Below are 21,677 nucleotides of genomic sequence, written 5' to 3'. Positions count from 1 at the left end.
ACAGTAATTGTCGAAATATTAAATTTTTTATTTTATTATTTTATCATATCTCATACTATTATGTCTTTTTTTAATAGAATTTCTTAATCTAGTAATTATATTATAACATCATTCGCCAAAATATACTGCCTGTTTTATATTACATTTTCTTTTCAATTAATTTATAAAAAGCGTGATTGATTGTAAAAGAAGTGGTTTTAGTTGGCAAGCTTACCAATGTGGTTATGAAAAGAGGAAAAATGTGGAATAAAAAAACAATGAGAAGGAATTCCCTTCTCATTGTTACTTACTGTTCTAATACATAATCAGCAATGTCTTCTGCTTCTTCTTCACTTACACCTGCTACAGCAGCCATGCTACCATAACCTTCTAAAATGATTGATACAATATCACCTTGGTCGTACTCGTCACTAGCATCTACTAGTCCAGGTCCAGCTCCACCTGATAAGTCACCACCGTGACAACTTGCACAGTTTTGCTGATAAAGCTCTTCACCTGCTGCTGTTTCATTAGCAGTTGTGTCGTCGCCGCCATTACCATTATCATCAGCACCGTCGCCACCACCACAAGCAGCTACTACCATCATTAAGCCAAATAGGCCGACTAATAATTTCTTTTTCATTTGTTCTAAAACCTCCTGTTAGTGTTACTTTTATGTTTTCCTAAACGTTCATAAGTTATCCATCTACTTTTGAACGTAAATAGGCATCAATAAACGGATCCAATTCACCATCCATGACTGCTTGAGTATTCCCATTCTCAACGTTTGTTCGGTGATCTTTCACCATGTTATACGGGTGGAAAACGTAAGAGCGAATTTGACTTCCCCATCCGATTTCTTTCTGTTCACCGCGGATTTCATCAAGTTCTTGTTGTTGTTTTTCAATTTCTTGTTGGTAAAGTTTTGATTTCAACATTTTCATTGCTTTTTCACGGTTTTTAATTTGTGACCGCTCTGATTGACACGTCACAATTGTGTTCGTAGGTACGTGTGTAATTCGAACAGCTGAATCAGTCGTGTTAACGTGCTGACCACCAGCACCACTTGCGCGATAAGTATCTACTTTTAAGTCTTCAGCTTTTACATCAATTTCGACATCATCGTTAAACTCTGGCATTACATCTAATGAAGCAAACGATGTGTGACGCCTTCCTGATGAATCAAAAGGTGAAATTCTAACTAAACGGTGAACACCTTTTTCAGCTTTTATATAACCATAAGCATTGTGACCTTGAATTAAGAGGGTCACGCTTTTAACGCCTGCTTCATCACCTGGTAAATAATCCAGTGTCTCCACTTTAAACCCTTTACGCTCTGCATAACGCTTGTACATTCTTAATAGCATCTCTGCCCAATCTTGGCTTTCTGTACCGCCTGCACCGGGGTGAATTTCGATAATCGCATTATTTTGATCATAAGGTTCACTTAGTAATATGTTCAACTCAAACTGATTTAAATCAGCTGAAACAGATTTTAATTGATCTTTTAAGTCCTCAAAAAGCTCTTCATCATTTTCTTCTTTTACTAATTCGAAAGAGACTTCTAAATTTTCAAGTGCTTCTTCATTGTGATCGAAGTTTTGGACGAGTTCTTTTAAGCTATTCGATTCATTAATTACCTTTTGGGCATTTTGTTGATCATCCCAAAAATTTGGCTCTGTCATCTTTTGCTCTAGCTCATTTAAACGATTACGATAACCATCTAAGTCAAAGAGACCCCCTGAAATTGTCTAATTGCTTTTGTAGTTGATTAAGTTCACTTCGAATATCTGCTAGTTCCATAAAACATCCACCTCTACTATATATTCTACCCGTATTATACCACTTATAAATCGACTAAAAACGAACATTTAGTTACAAATTGGAAAATTCCACCGTCACATAATGTAACAAAACCTTATCCACTCATGAGAATGGATAAGGTTTTGAATCCGTTTATGAACCATGGCACTGTTTATACTTCTTACCGCTACCGCAAGGGCACGGTTCGTTACGTCCAACTTCCTTTTTCTTAACGATTGGTTGAGGTTTCTTTTCTTCTTTCGGTCTTCCACCGGCAACCGCTTGAGTGCCAGTTGCAACTTGTACACGTTGTAAGTTTTCACGAATTTGTGCTTTCATCGCGTATTTAGCCACTTCTTGTTCGATTGCAGCAATCATCTCTTCGAACATAGAGAAGCCTTCCATTTGATACTCTTGTAACGGATTCGTTTGACCGTAAGCACGTAGGTGAATACCTTGTCTTAATTGGTCCATTTGGTCAATGTGATCCATCCATTTCGAGTCAACCGTTCGAAGTAAAATTACTTTTTCAAACTCACGCATCTGTTCTTCAGTTAATTCTTGTTCACGCTGGTCATACTTATTCTTAACAACCTCCATGACTTGTTCAACCATTTCATCTGGCTCTTTACCTTTGAAGTCCTCACCGGAGATTTCATCTTGTTCAAGTACATTCGCATGTAAGAATTGCGCTAAGTTATTAAGCTCCCAATTTTCTTCTTCTTCATCTTGCGTATACAGTTCTACGTTACGCTTAACTGTTGATTCGATCATGCCCATGATAATATCACGTAAACTGTCTGCTCCTAGTACTTCATTACGCTGTTCATAAATGATGTCACGTTGTTCACGTAAAACATCGTCGTAAGAAAGGATTTGCTTACGCGCATCAAAGTTGTTACCTTCAACACGTTTCTGTGCAGACTCCACAGCTCTAGAAACCATTTTACTTTCAATTGGCTGATCATCTTCTAAACCGAAACGTTCCATCATCGAGTGCATACGTTCCGAACCGAAACGACGCATTAACTCATCTTCCATTGAAAGATAGAACTGTGAAACACCTGGGTCACCTTGACGTCCAGCACGACCACGTAACTGATTATCGATACGACGTGATTCGTGACGTTCAGTACCAACAACGGCAAGACCACCAAGATCTTTTACACCGTCACCAAGTTTAATGTCAGTACCACGACCTGCCATGTTTGTAGCAATCGTTACAGTACCTTTTTGACCTGCTGCTAAAATAATTTCCGCTTCTGAGAAGTGGTTTTTCGCGTTTAAGACGTTGTGTTTAACGCCAGCTTTTTTAAGCATTTTTGAAATTAATTCTGAAGTTTCAACTGCAACCGTACCAACTAGAACAGGCTGTCCTTTTTGGTATCGTGCTTTAATGTCTTCTACCATCGCTTTATACTTGCCATCTACTGATTTGTAAATTAAATCAGGACGGTCATCACGAACAATTGGCTCATTCGTTGGAATCGCAACAACGTTCATATTGTAAATGTTACGGAACTCCTCTTCTTCTGTTTTAGCTGTACCTGTCATACCAGCTAGTTTGTTATACATACGGAAGAAGTTCTGGAACGTAATTGTTGCTAACGTCATACTTTCTTTTTGGATCTGTAATCCTTCTTTAGCTTCAATTGCTTGGTGTAAACCATCACTGTAACGACGACCTTTCATTAGACGACCTGTAAACTGGTCTACAATGACAACTTCGCCTTCATCTACAACATAGTCAGTATCTTTTTGCATAACGACATGCGCTTTTAACGCTTGGTTAATATGGTGCGTTAAAGATACGTGATCTAAGTCATACAAGTTCTCAATGTTAAAGAATTTCTCAGCTTTCGTAATACCATTTTCAGTTAGCTGAACGTTACGTGATTTTTCATCGAAAGTATAGTCTTCTTCATTTTTAAGAGTTTCTACAAATGAATCTGCTTGTAAATAATTGGTTTGAGATTTTTTCTGTGAACCTGAAATAATAAGTGGAGTACGTGCTTCGTCAATTAAGATCGAGTCAACCTCATCGACGATCGCGAAGTTTAATTCACGTTGTACACGTTTTTCTTTATAAAGTACCATGTTGTCACGTAAGTAGTCGAAACCAAACTCATTGTTCGTACCATACGTAATATCACAGCTATAAGCTTCACGCTTCTCATCTTTATCAAGGTCATTCGTGTTAAGACCTACAGTTAAACCTAACCAATCGTACAACTCACCCATTTCAGTAGAGTCACGGTGTGCTAAGTAATCGTTTACGGTAATAATGTGTACACCTTTACCTGAAATAGCGTTCAAGTAAGCAGGCAACGTTGAGGCAAGTGTTTTACCTTCACCTGTTTTCATTTCGGCAATATCACCATAATGAATGGCAATCGCACCAATTAACTGTACATAGTATGGGCGCATTCCTAAAACACGCTTAGCTGACTCACGGACAACCGCGAACGCTTCAACCATTAAATCATCTAATGATTCACCAGTTTGATAACGCTCTTTAAACTCTGCTGTTTTCGCTTGTAGCCCTGAATCAGACAACTTTTGAATATCAGTTTCTAAAGCTTCAATTTGATCTGCTTTTTTACGAAGTTTCTTCAATTGCTTCTCGTTTAAATCCCCAAAAACTTTAGTTAATAATTGCTTCATTAATTTGCACCTCGTATCCTCTTGATTACAACAATCCAACTATAATGATAACACTATCAAAACAGTCATGACAACTAACAGAATATGAAGAAATACGAGGAAATATGTAAAAAAAGATTCAGGCTGATTTATTTGTAGGTGGTGGTTAAATTCGATCAGCCTGAATCAAATATCCAAGACCATAAAGGCAGATTATTGATTTATTCGACATGAGGGTTTATTGGGATAGGAATAATTTGCATTGGGTTCGGAGGTTACATTTGATATGTCATGTTCCAACATCGTTACTTTTTTATTAGTAGCTGCAACGATTCGCATTAACTGTGAGATCAAGTCACTTTGGCGTTCCACTTGATTTCGTAAGTTAACACAGGTGAGGCAATTATGTTGTTTTTCCATCTCGTATTCCCCCTTTATGATCTTGTTAATTATATTTATATCATAGGGTTTTATAGGGTGGTAGCCCCCTTCATTTTGGGGAGTTTTTTGGAATTTTAGTTTTCTGGGGGATTTTTGTTTAGTTGGGGGTGTTTTGGATAGATAATTTGGGTTTTAGTGCGGAAAATTTTTTGAAAAAATTTGGATTTTTCGATTGTTTTGTCGAGAGGTGTTTTCAGAGGGTATATGACAGGTTCTATGAGCTGTTTTCGGATTTCTATGAGCCATTCTCTTAATTCTATGAGCTATTTCCAGAATCCTATGAGCTATTATCTTTGTTCTATGAGCTATTTCTCGATTTCTATGAGCTATTTCTCGATTTCTATGAGCTATTTCCTTAATCCTATGAGCTATTTCGACCAGTACCGAACTAAAAAAAGGAGATGCCACTATGACATCTCCTTCCTTATGTTTTTACGCATTCGGTTCAATTAAACCGTATTTACCATCTTTACGTTTATAGACGACGTTTGTATCACCTGTCTCAGAATTCTCAAACACGTAAAACGCGTGACCTAACATATCCATTTGTAGGACTGCTTCCTCTTCGTCCATCGGCTTTAAGTCAAATTGCTTCTTTTTAACGATATCAATTGAATCGTCTTCCTCTGCTAATCTACCATTTAAAGCCTCTTGTTCCATTTCGGCAAATACGTATTTTGGAGCTCCTTGGTTGCGGAATTTACGGTTAACTTTTGTTTTATATTTTCTAATCTGTCGCTCCAGCTTGTCGACGACTAAGTCTGTAGCTGCATACAAATCAGTGTGAATCTCCTCTGCTCTTAATAGCAAGTTTGGCATTGGGATTGTCACCTCAATCTTCTGCTCCATATTATGAACACTTAAGTTCACATGGACATCTGAAGCAGGCGGCGTTTCAAAATAACGCTCCAACTTAGCAATTTTCTTTTCTACATACTCTCGGATCGCATCTGTTACCTCGATGTTTTCCCCTCTCACGTTGTAAATCATATGCAAGTCCTCCTTTCATCTATGTAGGTTATATTCAACATTTCCCTTAATTATTCCTTCTTAAACATGTTAAAAATTTAGAATTTTTTGTCGAAGTCGAGAAATGTCGAATACACCTTGCATAGATGTCTATTTAGCACCATATTTTTCACGATGTTTTGACCGTCCTAAATTGTAATCGACGATCTCTTTTAAGAAATGCATGACCTTTAATAACTTCAGCATCTTAAAGACACGCAACATTCTTAGTATAAAAGAATCGAGTTGGTAAAAGTAGAACGGGATAATTGCTAGCAAGTCAATGACCATATAGAGCGAAAACATATAATTTATACGGCCTTTAATAGGATGCTCATACCCCGCCTTATACACAGCAGTCCATATACGTAATATATACTCTGATGTAAAGAAAACTAATGAAAACTGCTTCAAAATAAGAATGGAGTCCTCCCAAGCAGCATACATCTCAGGCATCATATAACGTTGGACTGTTGTTACAATGTTTGCAGTGATTAACAATATTAAAAAGACGTCAAAAAACTTTCCAACAGTAGGCTTCGGTGGATTTAGTTTAATAATATTGAACGTTTGCCACTTCAAATAGTCAATCTGTAACATTGAAAATCACCTAAAAATAAGACTTATAGATTTTTAATACCCTAAATCTAAAGGTTGTTAAACAAAAAAGAGCATTCCAATATAAGGAAAGCTCTTTCTAATTACGCTTATCAATGAAACTACCATCATTACCTTGAAGGTTTTGATAAGGGTTAATATACTTTTTGTTTGTCACTTGCTTTTTCTTAAAACTAGCAAAGTCTTTTTGAAAGTTCTTCATATATTGATCGGCAAGCTGCTGTAACTCACGATCAAGTTTTAACGTTTCTTCACCGATCCGTTTTTCCTCTTCAGTGTATTCACCACTTAACTGTTCAATCACCTGACCGCGCTTAACGACAAATTCGTCAAACTCATTAATGAGCTGTTCGCGGTCTATCTTGTCAGCTTGTTTAAACCGGTCCAGCATTTGCTTCGTTAATGTATATAAAGCCTTAACCTCTGACATTACGCTTTAGCTCCTGGTGCATATTTGTTTTGGCGGTCTAGCTTAATCGCTTCTTTCCACGTATCACGAAGTTGCTCAACCATCTTTTGCGCTTCGTCTAACTTTGCTACATCGTTATGGATGTTTGCTTCGCGTAAGCAGTAGTTGATGTAGTCGTAAAGCGGCATGAGCTGGTTTGTAATTTCATAGTCAGGGTTTAATGTGACCATGAGCTCTGCGATAATGTTTTGTGATTTTTGCAGTTGTTCGTTTTTACTTTGAAAATCTTCCTTCTCAATAGCTGTTTTTGCTAGTTTAATAAACTTAATACAACCATTGTAAAGCTGTAAAGTTAGTTCACCAGGAGAAGCTGTTGACACTGAATTTTGTTGGTAAGCTTGATAGGCCTGTCCATACGCAGCCATTATAAAACACCCCTTCTATTACATCATACCGCCCATGCCACCCATAGCTTGTTGCATTTGGGCAGACTGGTTGTTCGCTTCTTGCATTGCACGTTCCATTCGTGAAAATTGATCCCAATACCGCTCTTCTGTTTGTTGCATACGACGTTCAAAGTTAGCCATACGTTCAGCCATGTTCATTAACTCACGGCCCATTGTATATTGGTGTTCCGTTTGAGTTGCTCGGCCAGCACGGTCTGTTATACGGTCCATTGAGTTATCAAGTGAATCTTTAACACGACTTAATACTCCGCGAGACTCATCGTCTGCTCGGCTTGATAACATTCGGTATACGCCTTCAGAGTCTTCTTCTAGGGCTCTGCGTAACTCTTGTTCATCTATTTCTAATTTACCTTGGTCGTTTTGAGGTGTATTAACAGCACTGATTGTCGTAATGCCTATTTCAAAAATTGAGCTAAATTCACTATCCTCATTATCTACTGACTCATACCACGCAGAACGCATGCCAGAAATGGCTCCACGAAGAATTCCATCACCTCTTAACTCACCGCTTTGAGACTGCTCTTCCCACAGTTCGATTTCACTTTCCGACATTGCTCTTCGCTGTTCGTCTGTTAGCGGTGGGTAATCACGGTTACGCGGTTCGTTAGTTTTTTCATTCATATATTCAACTAACTCATTGTATTTATCTACAAAATTCGTAATCTCTTCAACCGCACCATCAATATCTTGCTCAATGGAAATGGTAGCTGCTTGATCAGTTGTTTGATGGAATTGTAATGTGGCACCGTTCAATTCATAACTATTACCCCTAGAAGTTAATTCAACCCCATTATAAGTAAATCTAGCATCTTGCCCGCCATGTTCTTCCGTTGAGTCTAAGTTAAAAGTATCTGTAAAAATTGTACCTTCACCAAATTGAATTTCCGCGCCGTTATCATCCGGGTTAAATTGCCCCGTTTCTGTACGCTCAATAAAAACTTGACCTGACGATTCATTATAAAAGGCACGAACCGCACCATCTGAAGCTTCATTGATTTTGTCAAACACTTCTTCATACGTATCATCAGCATTCAATGTTAGAGTATGTGTAACTTCTTCTCCACCTTCATTATAAGTAGAAAAAGTATGATCTCCAGCTAAGTCTTCACCTACTTCAGCATCTAAGTCAAGTTCTGCCTCGCTGATGTTAACCGCTGCAGACGCCAATTCATTAACATTTACTTGATAATTTGCTTCATCAGCGTCACTTCTAGCCGATACTGAAATAGCATCTGAAGAAGACGTAGCCTTCGTTGAATTATACGTTGAAGACATGCGCATATCTAAAAACATGGATTCAAACTCAGACATTTTTGCATTTGCTTCACGATAAGCATCACGTTGTTGCGTTAACCACAGTTGATCCTGTTCCATTTTTTGTAACGGTTGACGCTCAGCTTCCATTAAATCGTCTACCATCTGACCAATATCCATCCCTGATGCAAAACCAGTCATTCTCATACTATTAGAAATCATGACCATTCACCACCTTCATTATATTCTTTCATCAACTATGAACCCCATAAATTCTGCCATTGCAGCATAAACATCCAAAAGCTTTTCAGGAGGAATTTCTTTGACGACCTCATCAGTTTCTTGATCGACAATGGAAATATAGTATCTTTCTAATTTATCATGAACTTCATAACGAATCGTTGTATCAGCCGGCTCTAAAAACTCATTCAACCCATCAACTAATTCGTTAGCCCGTTCTTTTGTCATTTCTTGTTCTGGATAATTCCTACTTCCATTCGCCTCATCATTCATCGCCTGCAATTTCGGTTTCGCTTTGTTAATACTCTCAGTTGATTTTACTTCCGTTGGCCCCGACCTCTGCAGGAGTTGAGAATTTGATAATACTTGGTCGATATTCATCAATGACAACTCCTTCTTTTTCTATAATTTATATCGGCATAAATCAGTAAAGTTTTATAGAGAAAGATTAGATTTTAAATTTAAGAATAGAGTATTTAAGTTATTCCCACTCCCCCTCTTTAAAAAGGCATTAATTTATATTTATATTTACTGTTTATGGCCGATATAAATAAAAGCATCAATATTAGGAGGATTATTATGACAACACCAATAAGTCAAAAAGAGCAACAACAAATACATATCATAGTTGACACAATGATTGAAGCTTCAGAACATACCATTACTTTCTTTAATGAAGGCAAAGTCAATGATGCCATTCAAGCTTTTAGTTCTGTAGTAGAAGGTTTTTATGCAGTGACTCAATTAACTAACTACTATAGCATCCAGTTTGGATCTTTAATTAAAGAAATTGAGGGAAACATTAATGATATTGCGACACATGTAGAAAACCAGTATATAGCAAAAGCCAAAAAAGATATAAAAATGTTATTAATTCCAAATCTCAATAATTGGAAGAATGAACTTTCTAACACTTTATTAGATTCAAGACTATCTAATAAAACAGTAAACATAGGGGTCTATTATGATAAACATAGTCCTCTAAAAGCTTTTAAAGAGCCAAGAATCCTCTCTTTAGTAAATGCAGCTAACAAATTGGGTATTGACCTATATTTCTTTTCTTCAAAAGACGTTGATTTAATAAATGAAAAAATTACAGCTCACATTTATAGTAATAGTGAGTGGATCACAGAGTTGAAAGACTTCCCTGATGCAATTTACAATATTGTTCCGCTACATTCGTCCCAACAATCAAGGATAGAAAGAAAACTTAGAAGGAAAATACCGTTCACTTCTTTTCCGGTTGGGGGGAAGTATCAATTAATTAAGACACTTGTTAGAAATAAAAGATATGCCAATTTATTACCACCTTTTCATTTGATAACAGATGAGTTAATTATTAAATCCTTTTTTCAAAACCACACTGAAGCAGTTATAAAACCTTTCGCTGGTAGAAGAGGAGAAAATATTTATTTTATTAGGAAGAGTGGAGAGCGCTTTAGGGTTACAGAACACAAAAAAACAAAAATAATGAATAAAGATAGTTTTTATAATTGGATTAATGAAACATGCTTAAAAAATCAAAAGTATATTATACAAAAATACATTAATGCAACTACAACCAAGAATGAACCTTATGATATTAGAGCTCACATGCAGAAGAATGGTGAAGGTCAATGGCAAATAACCAAGGTTTATCCACGCATTGGGACTAATAAAACTATCTTAAGCAATATAAGTAGAGGTGGTAGAACAGAAGATTTATTAACTTTTTTTGAAAAAGAATATGGGGACAAATCAGAAGAGTTATTTAAGAGTGTATGCGAATTAGCAAATAACTTAACTCACTATATTGATAAGTTACATCACTTTTCAATAGAGGAATTGGGAATAGACATAGCCTTAGATCAAGATTTGAAGTTTTGGATATATGAAGCGAATCAAGTTCCTGAGTCAAGGTATCATGAAGGTGATAGAGCACAAACTATACTTGAATACGCACAATATATCGCTATTAATCAAATATTCCACCAAAACCAATATACCGACAAAAGCAAGTTAACAAATATATTTGATTCTGTATCTTCTAAATTACCTTTCAAATCCACAGATGACAAAATTTCAGTAGGTATGTTAATTCCACAAAATGAAGTAAATGAATTAACAGTTGCATCCGCCTATGTTGCAAATTATGAAAATGTATATTTTTATTATTTTACAATTAAAGATATAGATTACGAAGAGATGAAAATTAGAGGCTACTTTTATCAAAACCATGAGTGGGTCCCAAAAATAGTTGAATATCCTGATGTAATTTATGATCGATTAAGAGGTAGGGGGATTTCTAATTTTAAGCATGTATATGATGAATTTGAAGGGATTCCTTTTACAAACGAATTAAAAGGGTTATCACATGACAAAGTAGAGGTTTATGATCAGATTACTTCTGCAGGATTATTTAATGAACATATTATTCCATACAAGAAAATAGAAAGAGTCAAAGATATAGAGCACTTTATGCAGGACTTTAATAGGGTAATTTTAAAACCAACTGGTGGTTCTTTCGCTATAGGAGTTCACTATATTGAAAAGAAAAAAAATCTAGACTACATTGTCATTCAAGGTGCTGAAAAGAAATACTATAATAAAGTCACCTTGACTCAATATTTAAGGGAATTACTGAAAAAAGGACAATTTGTAATTCAAGAATATATAGAGACAAGAACCATTGATAATAACCCTATGGACGTTAGAGTAAGAATGACTAAAAACTCTGAGGGGAAATGGGATTTCGTCACTATATTTCCTAGGATAGGGTTTCATGAAACAGTTATTACACCTGTTGAGAAAGGAGGTTACACAACAAATTTAATACCCTTTTTAGAAAGAAACTTTAAAGGTGACTCAAAGGTTTTAACAAATAACATAGAGGAGTTATCTTTAAACTTAGTCAAAAGCATAGAAGCTTACTTTGATTATTCATTAAGTGACATTGGAATAGATTTAGCTCTTGATCAATATTCAAGCATTAAAATAATAGAATTAAATGTAAATAAGCCTGGAACATTCCATAACGAATTTCAAACAGCACAGTACGTTATACCTTATGCAAAGTTCCTAGCTTTAAATAAGTAGAAGGTTATTTCTAGAGAAAAATAATCCAAATAATTAGTTCCTTTTATCGTGACTCCGAATATGATTCGGAGTCATTTTTTAAGTTTGGTACTCTTAAAACCGTTTTTTAAAATTCATAACTATTTTTTATATACAAAGCCAATTCACCTTATACAAAAGCTTTAACTAATCCATTTAGAGTATATAAAGAAACAGACAGCGGAATTATTAATTAATCCACTGTCTGAAGGAATAGCTCATCTTTAAAATATTATTTAATTATTAACCTAGTAACTGTAGTACTGATTGTGGTTGTTGGTTAGCTTGAGCTAACATTGATTGTGAAGCTTGTGAAAGAATGTTAGCACGAGTCATTTCCATCATTTCAGAAGCCATATCAGTATCACGGATACGGGATTCTGCAGCTGATAGATTTTCAGATGCGTTATCTAGGTTAGAAATTGTGTGTTCTAGGCGATTTTGTACAGCACCAAGGTTTGAACGCTGTTCAGAAACAGTTTCAATTGCTTCATTAATAGTAGTAATTGCTTCGTCTGCAGCTTCTTGGTTAGAAATATCGATACCATTTACACCAACACCTTCTGCACTCATATCCTCAATAGAAATTTCAATGTTTTGACCTTCATTAGCTCCGATATGGAATACAGCATCTTCTAGTGACCCATCTAATAATTCTTGGCTGTTAAACTCAGTGTTTTCAGCAATACGATCAATTTCAGCTTCTAGCTCTTCTACTTCAGCTTGTAAAGCCTCACGATCTGCTTCTACGTTAGTATCGTTCGCAGATTGTACTGCTAGTTCACGCATACGCTGTAGGATGTTGTGCGTTTCGTCTAATGCACCTTCAGCAGTTTGAATCATTGAGATACCGTCTTGTGCGTTGCTGCTTGCTTGCTCAAGGCCACGGATTTGTCCACGCATTTTCTCTGAAATTGATAGACCTGCCGCATCATCACCAGCACGGTTAATTTGCATACCAGAAGATAGTTTCTCCATAGCTGACTGTTGTTCACTTTGATTGATTCCCATTTGACGATGAGTGTTCATCGCTGAAATGTTATTGTTGATAATCATTACAAATTCCTCCTTGAATTATGTTTGTTTGCCACGTCCTTGTGGCTTTTAATAAACAGTCATTTAGTCGGCCGACGTTTGACTGATAACCTTACATTTATAATATCGACAAGCTTTTAATATGTTTTAGTCTTTTTTTGGATTTTTTAATAGATTTATTGTATTTCTTGATAGTTGGCTTGCTTCTTGGTTTTCCTGGGTGATTTGTTGGTAGACTTCTTTTCTATGTATATCAACGTGCTTGGGAGCATCAATGCCTAGTTTAATTTGGTCTCCGTCTACTGATAGAACTTTAATTTCAATGTCGTCATTTATTTGAATAGACTCACCTTGTTTTCTAGTCAGAACTAACATGTTGATGCTCCCCTCCTTTGATCGAATGTTTCGTATGATAACTTGGGTGATTCAAGGAAATTTGCTTTGCTTTTTTGCTCTCGTTGTTAATGACAACTGGTGCTTGGAGGTTGTGTGTCGACTTCTCGAATGGTTCTTTCAAAGTAACGATAGACCAAACAGAAATGTCTTCTGGCTTTTTTATATTTAATTGTTCTACTGTTGAATCATCTAGTTTAAATTCATAATCCGGTTGAATTAAAAATGGGTTGGTGACGACAAAAGAAAGTGATTCTGTTTGGACGGATTGTAATACTTTGAAAGCTGGATTCCCTTCTAAATCTAGCAACACAAATTGTGTTTCGCTTTGAAATCCTGGTAATCCGTTTTCAAAATGGATTATATCTTTTTCATCTACTTCAACTGTTTCAAAATAAAGTGTTTCGATCTTCATAGGTCTAATCAACCCTTCTGTTAAATTTTCATATCGAGCTGTTGTGCTCGGAAAGTGTCCATGTCTACATCTATTTCAAAATGTGGTTCTTGAGCTAAGTAAGTATCGAGTTGTCCTGGTGTGTAATCAAAGGTCGGTTTATGTGCTCTCGCATCTATAATTGGATCATTCTTTTGGATATTAACTTCAACATCACCTGGATCATAATCTATATCGACAGCAAAATACGAAGATGGTATAAAACCAATCGTAAAGTCCTGTCGTTCATTCGGCATATTTCGCTTAGCTATTCGCGGAATAGCATCTCCTCCATTTTCAATACGCTGCATTTCGTTACCGTCACGTGCTCGCCTGGCCATTCCTTCTATGGCTTTTTGCATACCTTCACTGGCACTCTTAGAGATTGATTCTTCAATACTTATAATTCCCATATCGCGCCAAGCCGCGGTTTGATCTATTGTTAATTTAGATGGTGTGTGAGTAATTTGAAGGTCAGCTTCAGGTTGGCTTATTTGTAAGTCGGCTTCTCTTTGGTTTATTTGAACCTGGGCATCTGTCTGACTGGTCGCTATTTGTCCTCTTTGAATATGGTATTGAATAGGTGGTAGTTGCATTTTGTTTTCCCTACTTTCTTAACTATGTAGAAAAGCTATCTGCTTTCACAGATAGCTAAGTTAGTTTAAGAAATCCATTAATGTTGGTTGAAGCACGCGTGCACCTGCTCCAAGTGATGCACGGTGTACGTTTTCTTGCATTTGTAGATTCATAATAACTTCTGCCATATCGGCATCTTCATTATTAGATTTTAGTTGGTTCGTTGTCACTTTCTGTTGTGACAGTCGGTTTTCAATTAAGTCGGCACGGTTCATACGAGCACCTAAGTCCGCACGCTCGTTTACTAAGTTTTGGCTATGGTCATCTAATTCATCAAGAAATTGACTCACTCTAGCTTCAGCACCGTCTTCACCTTCTTCTAGGTCACCGCCTCTTAGAGCACCAACGACATCGTCCAAACTATTAAACATCTCTTCAGAAAATGCATTGTCTGGATTAATATTTGATTGGATATAAACGCCATCAGATACTTCAATTTCAACAGCATCATTATTGGCATTTTCTGATGTTCTATTACCTTCTTCATCAATGTCGAATCGTGGCTCTAACGTGTTCGCACCGTTGAAAATGTACTTATTATTAACTTTAGAGTTCGCTAATTCAGTCAGGTGGTTTTTAATTTCTTCTACTTCACTTGCCATATTAGCACGGTCATCTTGATCATAAGTATCATTACTAGCTTGTACAACTAGTTCACGAATTCGTTGCAAACTTTGACCTGCTTCATTCATCGCTTCGTCAGATGTATCCATCCAACTTCTCACTTCTGACATATTACGTTCAAACTGGTCGACTTTTGAAAGCTCTGAACGATAGTCTACACCTTTCATCGCTACAACTGGATCATCTGAAGGACGGTTAATTTTCTTACCAGTTGAAAGTTGTTCCATTGAACGTTGCATTTCTGCACTATTTTGTCTTAAGTTATTAAGCATATTATTGTTTAACATATTTTGTGTTACGCGCATTACGATTCACCTACCTTCCGACAATACCCATTTGGTTAATAACTCGATCGAGCGTCTCATCAACAACTGTCATACTACGAGCCGCTGCGTTGTAAGCGTGTTGGAATTTAATCATGTTGGACATTTCTTCATCTAATGATACACCGCTAATTGATTCACGGTTATTATTGACAGACTCACGTAAGTCAGATGTGTTTTGTGCCATTCTGTTAGCTTCTTGAGCTTTTACACCTAAGTCACCAATTAATGCTTCATAATACTTTTGTGTGGATTGGCCACCAAGGTCATCGATATTTTCATCTCTTATATCAGATAACGCTCTCGCATTTGACCCATCACCAGGTTGACCCGTTCCGCTAGCTGCGATTAAATTTTCATCATTTAAAATAGCATCTGAAACTGAAATGGACGCAGCGGCATTTTCCGGGTCGTCAAGTTCATTAAAGAAATTAACACCTTCATCACCGTTTAGGTCATAACCTTGTTCGTGCTGAGCGTTGAATTCATTAACAAATGAATGAGCCATTTGGTTTAGACCGTCAATCATTTCGACATAATCACCTGCATAAATTGGATCGCCTTCATCATCTGTTTCACCAGAGTCATAACCATTCGCATGAATTAAGCCTTGTAATTTACCTGGCGAATTAAAATTGCTTGCTTCGATTGTTTCTTCAACGTTAACTTGACCGTCTTCACTTAGAGGCCCTATTCCAACGCCTGAAACAATTTCATTATTTTCTCCAGTAAATTGTACTTCTAAGCCTGCCATATTGTTATCAGCATCGATTAAAGTGCCACCCTCAATAGCTGATCTATTGTTATCGACTAACGTAACAATCGCTTGACCTTCTGCGCTCGCTTTTGAATGACCACCATTTGATTCATAAGATACGTCTATGTTGACGTGTTGAGATAGCTCGTCGATTAAGACGTCTCTTCGGTCGTACAGGTCATTCGGCAAGTCACCATTAGGCTCAACACGACTTATTTGATCGTTAATCTGTTGAATTTGATTAACGAGTGTGTTGACTTGTCCAGCGTTTGTATCCATTTGGTTTTTTAATTCACCTTGAACGTCCGTCAATTTCTCGTGTAAGTGGTGGAACGTTTCTGCTACTGCTTGTCCACGTTGTTGCATAACACGGCGAGCACCACCATCTTCAGGGTTCGTTGCGACGTCTTGAATCGATTCCCAGAACTGGTCCATCGTGCTTGCAAGGCCTGAGTCGCTCGGTTCATTCATAATGTCTTCCATACGCTTTAGCGCATCTGCTTTACTTTCATAGTAACCAGCTTGGTTGTTTTCAGCACGGTACTGAAAGTCTAGGAATTGATCACGAATGCGTTCAATTTGGCCTGCCTCAACACCTGTTCCAAGTTGGCCTGCCATTTGTGGTGCGTTTCGGGCAGGCATTGGAAAGGCTTGTGACGCTTCAAAATTAACACGTTGTCTGGAATAGCCTTCTGTATTGGCATTTGATATGTTATGACTTGTTGTATGTAAAGCGGATTGTTGTGTAGCAAGCGCTCTTCTTGCTACTTCTAATCCGTGAAATGTCGATGTCGCCATAGGTATGCTCCTCTCAAGAACTAAGCTTTTGAATCAAATACTGAACGATCTGTAGTTTGGTTCGTTTGTTGTTGTGGCTTACGGTAGTTTAAGTCTTTTTGATAAGTCGGCTTGATTAAATCTAGTGTCAACTCAAGGTATTGTAATGATTGTTGTGTTAGATCACGGTTTAATTGTTCTTGTTGCTTTAAATTAGCTAGTACATAAACTAGCTTTTCATATAAAGTTTCAAGACGCTGTTTGTGTTCACCGTCTTGAATGTGTTCGATCATATTTGTGATGGTCTGCTCTTGGTCACTTAAACCATTTTGTTGGAACCATGCATCTGTTTCTTGAACACGTTTTGCTTCAAGCTGGTCGATTGCTTGGGCATGTTTACGTTCTTTTATTAAAAGCTCATTGAATGCGTCAAGATCATTATTTTTTAGGCGTTCTGTTTTATCTTGAGACAATTGATATAAGCTTTCGTTTAGTTGGTTAATTTTTTCTAACTTCTCAATAATGGACTCGATTAACAACGGAAGTCCTCCTTAGCCACGATAAAATTCTAGTAATTTCTCAGCTGTCTTTTTCAAATCAACATCATATTCTCCATCTTGAACTTGTTGCTTAATCGACTGAACATGGTCTTGGCGTGCCTTTTCGATCGTATTACTTTCCTGCATCGCCTTCGCCTTATTCGAAATCTCAACTTTATCTGATTGTTGGTTAGATTGTTTCATTGGCTGATTTTGCATTTGCTTCTGGTATGGGTTTAAATACGGCTTGTTAGTCGGATTAATTTTCACCCTTCTCACCCCTTTTTCAAACGAACATTCCTTCCTATTATATCGGTTTGTTCGCGAAGATGTTTAGTTTCTCCATTTATTTTCTTGATCAACATTGAAATAAACTTGTTGACGCTTATTTTCGTTTTGTTTTTCAGCAATTGTTTTTACCTCACCTTGCTGTAAATCACTTTTCAAATCACCAGCACAATCTAAACAGAGTTTACCTTCATAAATTTGTGTATCACACCGCTCGCATTGATAAGTTAAGTTTGGAAAAGTGCCAGGCTGAATACGTCTTTGCCTTAACCATTTCTGAATTAATGACTTTTCAACACCTGTTTCATCAGACACTTGACTCATTGTCGCTGTACGGTTTTTCTTTTTTCTTATGAAATTATAGACTTTTTCGAACTTCTCTTCTTCTTCTTGAAAACATGTCTGACATACTGTTTGTGCTCCTTTTACGAAAAGCTCCCCACAGTTTGGGCAATTCGCTAATTCTCCCATCCCGATTCCTCCTCGAACTTCTTCTATCTATTATATCGACAACAATTTTTATTTACAAAGTGATTTAGGAAAATTAGCTTCTAATTAAAGTTAAAGATTCGACTTGTTCGGCACCTTTTTCTTTTAGAAGTGATGCAGCTTGGCGAATGGTTGTGCCAGTCGTGTAAATATCGTCTATTAGTAGGATCGATTTGGGTGGTTTTTGGGTGATTTGAAAAGGGTTGTTCGAGAAAACTCGTTCACGTCTCGATTTTTTCGATTGTTTTTGACCATCTTGACGGGTGAGGATTTGGTGGATTGGTTCGGTTAGTAGGGTTGCAATCGCTTCGGCTTGGTTGAACTGTCTAATGGAGTGGCGGTCTTCGCCGAGTGGGATTGGGACTATTGAAAAGTTTTGGTTTTTGAATTGTTCGTTGAAAGCTGTGCGAACGCTCTTTTTCCAAGCGTTAATTATTTCATAATCGCCGCGGTATTTAAAGCGTGCGATCAAGTCTTTCATGTATTCGTTGTATGTATAAATGGACACATTTCGCTCTAGTGGGTCTTGGCCGAAATGTTGTTCCCAGCGGAGGCAGTCGTTACACTTTTGATCGGTAGTTGGCTTCATACACTTTGGGCAGTGTGGATGGGGGATTTGTTCGAGTTTGTCTTCACAACGGTCGCAAATCGTTCGGTATTGTGGGGTTAGAAAGTTGCTCCAAGTTGTGTCTTCTTTAATCGGTTTTAAACAAAGGTAGCAAATCATACGGTACACCTCTTCGCTTCTTTATTTTTTATAATTGTATAGTTGCGCGCTTGGATCATCGCATTCGTTTTATACTCGTAGAAAAAGGTTACATCGCCTGTCGGGTCATTAGCGCTTCGACCTGCACGGCCAGCAATTTGAATCAGTGCCGCTTCGTCAAACACATGGTGATCCGCTTGTATGACGGCTACATCAATTGATGGGAATGTAACGCCTCGTTCGAGGATTGTTGTCGTGATTAATGATTCGAAATTACGAGCGCGGAACTGTTTAATTAAATACTCACGGTCTGGGCTTTCGGCGTGAACATAGGGCATGTCTAGTTTTTCTGCTAGTGATTCTGCGAGTTGGATTGTCGGTGCGAACAGTAAAAAGCGACGGTTGTTCGTTTGTTTTTCGTTGATCCAGTGAGTAATTTTTGTTGGAATTTTATCCTTTTCTAACGAATCGTTAAGTCTAAGGATTGCTTGGAATGTCGGAGTTGGGATCGGGTGCCCGTGGTAACGGCTAGGAATTGAGACTGTCGGCATTTGCTTCGTTGCGATTTGAACTTTGTGGGACCGTCTTGGGGTAGCGGTTAAGTAGATTTGCGTGCTATTGGGCTTGGACGCGCGAGTGACGGCTTTTGGAAGTGTTTTGTCACGATGATAAGGGAATGCATCGACTTCATCGACGACCATGATGTCGAACGAATTTTCATAGCGTAACAGTTGGTGTGTTGTGGCGATGACGAGGTGGTTGTTTAGATCACGCTCTGTTGACCCGCCGTATAACGCGGCTGAATGAATTGTTGGAAAATCACGGCGTAATCGTGGCGCCAGTTCCCTTACGACATCGGCGCGAGGTGTTGCGATGCAGACGCGTTTGTCTTGCTTGATCGCTTCCTGGATCCCCGCATAAAGCATCTCTGTTTTCCCCGCGCCACAGACAGCATAGATTAATAAGTTCGATTGATTGTTTACGGCTTCAACCATTTTTAGTGACGCTTTTTCTTGTAGTGGTGTTAGAATTCCTCGCCATTTGAGAGGGTTTGCGACGTTGTGGCGCATCGGCATTGGCCCAGTCCATCTGTAGAGCGGTTCCTTTGTACTAACGCGCCCCATTTGGATGCATTTTTTGCAATAGATGATCGGTTTGCTGTTGGGCTGTGGGATTTTACCGAATAAGATTTGATTTTTGTTCAGGCAACGATTGCATTGGTGGAAGTTAAGAGTTGAGCTGATTCCAGGGACACGTTCGATAAGTTGATGAGCGATTAAATATTGGAATCGGTGTTCTGATAGGTTGAGTTCTTGCTTAAGTAATAGTTTAGTAGAAAATCTTCTTGCTAGGTCTTCGATTAGTGGGGGAGTTGTTTTCATAGGGTTGGTCCTTTCTTTTATTTTTGGGTGAGTGGAGGGACTTTTTTGGCGTTTGCGGAAATTATTTGGCGCTCGCTTACTCTATTTTGGCGCTCATCAATTTTATTTGGCGTTCGCACACTCAATTTTGGCGCTCACCAATTTTATTTGGCGTTCGCTTTCACTATTTTGGCGCTCACGAATTTTATTTGGCGCTCGCACAACTCCATTTGGCGCTAACTTATTCCACTTTTTCGGCGCTCAATCTCTTTGTAGTTAAGACAGCGTATACTCTCTAGCTTTAGTCTCTCCAGCATATGAGGAGGAAGTTTTCTTAAGCAATCTTTTGGCTACATGAATTGGTACTTGCAAAAATTCTCTAGCTTCACTGTTCTTAATAGTCTTGCCGAACATTAACCTATACTCCTCCAATGCTTTTAAGTGAGCATTACGATCTTTATGCTTACAGGAAGGGCATTCCCAATTACGGTTTGTGCGTTTCATCATAAACTTTTTACAATTTGTACACCAAACTCCAGCTCTAATATGTTCTCTCTTAATATTACATTCTTCTATAATATTTTCTTCCTTAGGTTTGTGCTTGTTTTTTAACATTTTCCCTATTTTTAGCACTTCATCTCTTGAGAAAATGGGTGTCGAGTACTTCTGCTCTAGCTCCGACACTCTCCACGGGAGGCGTTGGCTGATAATTAGGTCTGGCTGATGTCCTTCAATTTCTAAAACGGCATCTTGGTGGGAAAAGACGACTAACGTATGAATCGGTGGGACATTGAATCCAGATGGTTCGAGGAGTTTCTTTAGTTTAAAACGCTGAATTCTCGCTTGTATAAAAGGATCACCATAATGTTCATAAGTTCCATCACGTTTAATGCACTTAAGCACCCCTGTTTCGGTGTTGTACTTGATGAGGCCAGCATTATTTTTTACTTCAATTATAAGGAAAAGGTTAGGGAATAGTATTAAGTGGTCAATTTGGAAAGTGTATTGCCGCTCTTCAACACGGAGGCCATGTAAATAGATTGCGCTTTGAGGTAAGAAGTTGAAATAATAGTTTAGCGACCGCTCTCCGTCATAGCCTGACTTTTCGCGGAGGTAGCGGTTGCGGACATCTTGATAGACTGGAGAATGTTTCATTAGACGAGGGGTGATGACTTCTAGCCGAGCTAGGCTCGAAGGTTTTTGTTGAGGTAATATAATCATTTCATAGAACACTTCCTTTCTAAAACAATATTATAGTCAATTTTTCTGAAAAAGAGAAGTAGTTTGTTAGTATGTATTTTCGCTCGAGAAATTTATTTGGCATTTGCATATTATAATTTGGCGCTCATGATATTTATTGG

Annotated in this window: 23 protein-coding genes; 1 reads left to right on the top strand and 22 read right to left on the bottom strand. The window is 37.7% G+C overall.

Features of this window, described 5'->3' with window-relative positions; all coding sequences use genetic code 11:
* Positions 1-286: 286 nt before the first annotated feature.
* The 10 genes from AHA02nite_RS14785 to flaG form a co-directional block, all read right to left on the bottom strand.
* The gene (locus AHA02nite_RS14785; protein WP_146818634.1) at positions 287-622 is read right to left on the bottom strand and encodes a c-type cytochrome; all 336 of its coding nucleotides are present in this window, start codon (positions 620-622) and stop codon (positions 287-289) included.
* Positions 623-677: 55 nt separating this feature from the next.
* A protein-coding gene (prfB, locus tag AHA02nite_RS14780) for a peptide chain release factor 2 (protein WP_146818632.1) occupies positions 678-1,782 on the bottom strand; the annotation gives its coding sequence in 2 pieces (ribosomal slippage) (positions 678-1,709 and positions 1,711-1,782; 1,104 coding nt in all).
* Between the two features lie 153 nt (positions 1,783-1,935).
* Positions 1,936-4,446: a preprotein translocase subunit SecA gene (gene secA / locus AHA02nite_RS14775; RefSeq protein WP_146818630.1), complete on the bottom strand. Its 2,511-nt coding sequence runs from the start codon at positions 4,444-4,446 to the stop codon at positions 1,936-1,938.
* Positions 4,447-4,638: 192 nt separating this feature from the next.
* Positions 4,639-4,845 (bottom strand): hypothetical protein, encoded by a 207-nt coding sequence (locus AHA02nite_RS14770; protein ID WP_146818629.1) that lies wholly within the window; start codon positions 4,843-4,845, stop codon positions 4,639-4,641.
* Between the two features lie 453 nt (positions 4,846-5,298).
* Positions 5,299-5,856, bottom strand: a complete 558-nt coding sequence (gene hpf / locus AHA02nite_RS14765) for a ribosome hibernation-promoting factor, HPF/YfiA family (RefSeq protein WP_146818627.1) — start codon at positions 5,854-5,856, stop codon at positions 5,299-5,301.
* 129 nt (positions 5,857-5,985) lie between these two features.
* Complete coding sequence (locus AHA02nite_RS14760) at positions 5,986-6,474, bottom strand: ion transporter (protein WP_146818625.1); 489 nt, start codon at positions 6,472-6,474, stop codon at positions 5,986-5,988.
* A 97-nt stretch (positions 6,475-6,571) separates the two neighbouring features.
* Positions 6,572-6,922, bottom strand: a complete 351-nt coding sequence (locus tag AHA02nite_RS14755; RefSeq protein ID WP_146818623.1) for a hypothetical protein — start codon at positions 6,920-6,922, stop codon at positions 6,572-6,574.
* Complete coding sequence (gene fliS, locus AHA02nite_RS14750; RefSeq protein ID WP_146818621.1) at positions 6,922-7,326, bottom strand: flagellar export chaperone FliS; 405 nt, start codon at positions 7,324-7,326, stop codon at positions 6,922-6,924. The genes AHA02nite_RS14755 and fliS overlap by 1 nt, the downstream gene beginning before the upstream one ends.
* Before the next feature lie 18 nt (positions 7,327-7,344).
* Complete coding sequence (gene fliD / locus AHA02nite_RS14745; RefSeq protein ID WP_170236125.1) at positions 7,345-8,844, bottom strand: flagellar filament capping protein FliD; 1,500 nt, start codon at positions 8,842-8,844, stop codon at positions 7,345-7,347.
* Positions 8,845-8,862: 18 nt separating this feature from the next.
* On the bottom strand, positions 8,863-9,243 hold the full coding sequence (gene flaG / locus AHA02nite_RS14740; protein ID WP_146818617.1) for a flagellar protein FlaG: 381 nt from the start codon (positions 9,241-9,243) through the stop codon (positions 8,863-8,865).
* Between the two features lie 198 nt (positions 9,244-9,441).
* On the opposite strand from flaG, the gene AHA02nite_RS14735 reads away from it, so the two are divergent.
* A complete protein-coding gene (locus tag AHA02nite_RS14735; RefSeq protein WP_170236124.1) occupies positions 9,442-11,937 on the top strand; it encodes a YheC/YheD family protein in 2,496 nt (831 codons plus the stop codon).
* A 261-nt stretch (positions 11,938-12,198) separates the two neighbouring features.
* Here the strand turns inward: AHA02nite_RS14735 and AHA02nite_RS14730 are convergent, their stop codons facing one another.
* The 12 genes from AHA02nite_RS14730 to AHA02nite_RS14675 form a co-directional block, all read right to left on the bottom strand.
* Positions 12,199-13,011 carry a flagellin N-terminal helical domain-containing protein gene (locus tag AHA02nite_RS14730; protein ID WP_146818613.1) on the bottom strand — a complete coding sequence of 271 codons (813 nt, stop codon included), beginning with the start codon at positions 13,009-13,011 and terminating at the stop codon, positions 12,199-12,201.
* A 126-nt stretch (positions 13,012-13,137) separates the two neighbouring features.
* A complete protein-coding gene (gene csrA / locus AHA02nite_RS14725) occupies positions 13,138-13,365 on the bottom strand; it encodes a carbon storage regulator CsrA (protein ID WP_146818612.1) in 228 nt (75 codons plus the stop codon).
* Positions 13,349-13,798: a flagellar assembly protein FliW gene (gene fliW / locus AHA02nite_RS14720; RefSeq protein ID WP_146818610.1), complete on the bottom strand. Its 450-nt coding sequence runs from the start codon at positions 13,796-13,798 to the stop codon at positions 13,349-13,351. The genes csrA and fliW overlap by 17 nt, the downstream gene beginning before the upstream one ends.
* A gap of 20 nt (positions 13,799-13,818) precedes the next feature.
* Positions 13,819-14,412: a DUF6470 family protein gene (locus AHA02nite_RS14715; RefSeq protein ID WP_146818608.1), complete on the bottom strand. Its 594-nt coding sequence runs from the start codon at positions 14,410-14,412 to the stop codon at positions 13,819-13,821.
* A 60-nt stretch (positions 14,413-14,472) separates the two neighbouring features.
* Positions 14,473-15,381, bottom strand: a complete 909-nt coding sequence (flgL, locus tag AHA02nite_RS14710) for a flagellar hook-associated protein FlgL (protein WP_146818606.1) — start codon at positions 15,379-15,381, stop codon at positions 14,473-14,475.
* A 10-nt stretch (positions 15,382-15,391) separates the two neighbouring features.
* Entirely contained in the window at positions 15,392-16,954 is a 1,563-nt protein-coding gene (gene flgK / locus AHA02nite_RS14705; protein ID WP_146818605.1) for a flagellar hook-associated protein FlgK, read from the bottom strand.
* A gap of 20 nt (positions 16,955-16,974) precedes the next feature.
* Positions 16,975-17,472 carry a flagellar protein FlgN gene (locus tag AHA02nite_RS14700; RefSeq protein WP_146818603.1) on the bottom strand — a complete coding sequence of 166 codons (498 nt, stop codon included), beginning with the start codon at positions 17,470-17,472 and terminating at the stop codon, positions 16,975-16,977.
* A gap of 12 nt (positions 17,473-17,484) precedes the next feature.
* Entirely contained in the window at positions 17,485-17,742 is a 258-nt protein-coding gene (flgM, locus tag AHA02nite_RS14695; RefSeq protein WP_170236123.1) for a flagellar biosynthesis anti-sigma factor FlgM, read from the bottom strand.
* 63 nt (positions 17,743-17,805) lie between these two features.
* Positions 17,806-18,231 (bottom strand): TIGR03826 family flagellar region protein, encoded by a 426-nt coding sequence (locus AHA02nite_RS14690; RefSeq protein WP_146818599.1) that lies wholly within the window; start codon positions 18,229-18,231, stop codon positions 17,806-17,808.
* 73 nt (positions 18,232-18,304) lie between these two features.
* Positions 18,305-18,976: a ComF family protein gene (locus AHA02nite_RS14685; RefSeq protein WP_146818597.1), complete on the bottom strand. Its 672-nt coding sequence runs from the start codon at positions 18,974-18,976 to the stop codon at positions 18,305-18,307.
* Entirely contained in the window at positions 18,973-20,337 is a 1,365-nt protein-coding gene (locus tag AHA02nite_RS14680; protein WP_246118879.1) for a DEAD/DEAH box helicase, read from the bottom strand. Before AHA02nite_RS14680 ends, AHA02nite_RS14685 begins: the two co-directional genes overlap by 4 nt.
* A gap of 255 nt (positions 20,338-20,592) precedes the next feature.
* Entirely contained in the window at positions 20,593-21,537 is a 945-nt protein-coding gene (locus AHA02nite_RS14675; RefSeq protein WP_146818595.1) for an NERD domain-containing protein, read from the bottom strand.
* Between the last annotated feature and the right edge of the window lie 140 nt (positions 21,538-21,677).

This window comes from Alkalibacillus haloalkaliphilus, assembly GCF_007991275.1.
GTDB lineage: Bacteria > Bacillota > Bacilli > Bacillales > Alkalibacillaceae > Alkalibacillus > Alkalibacillus haloalkaliphilus.
This window is presented reverse-complemented; position numbering and strand designations above follow the sequence as displayed.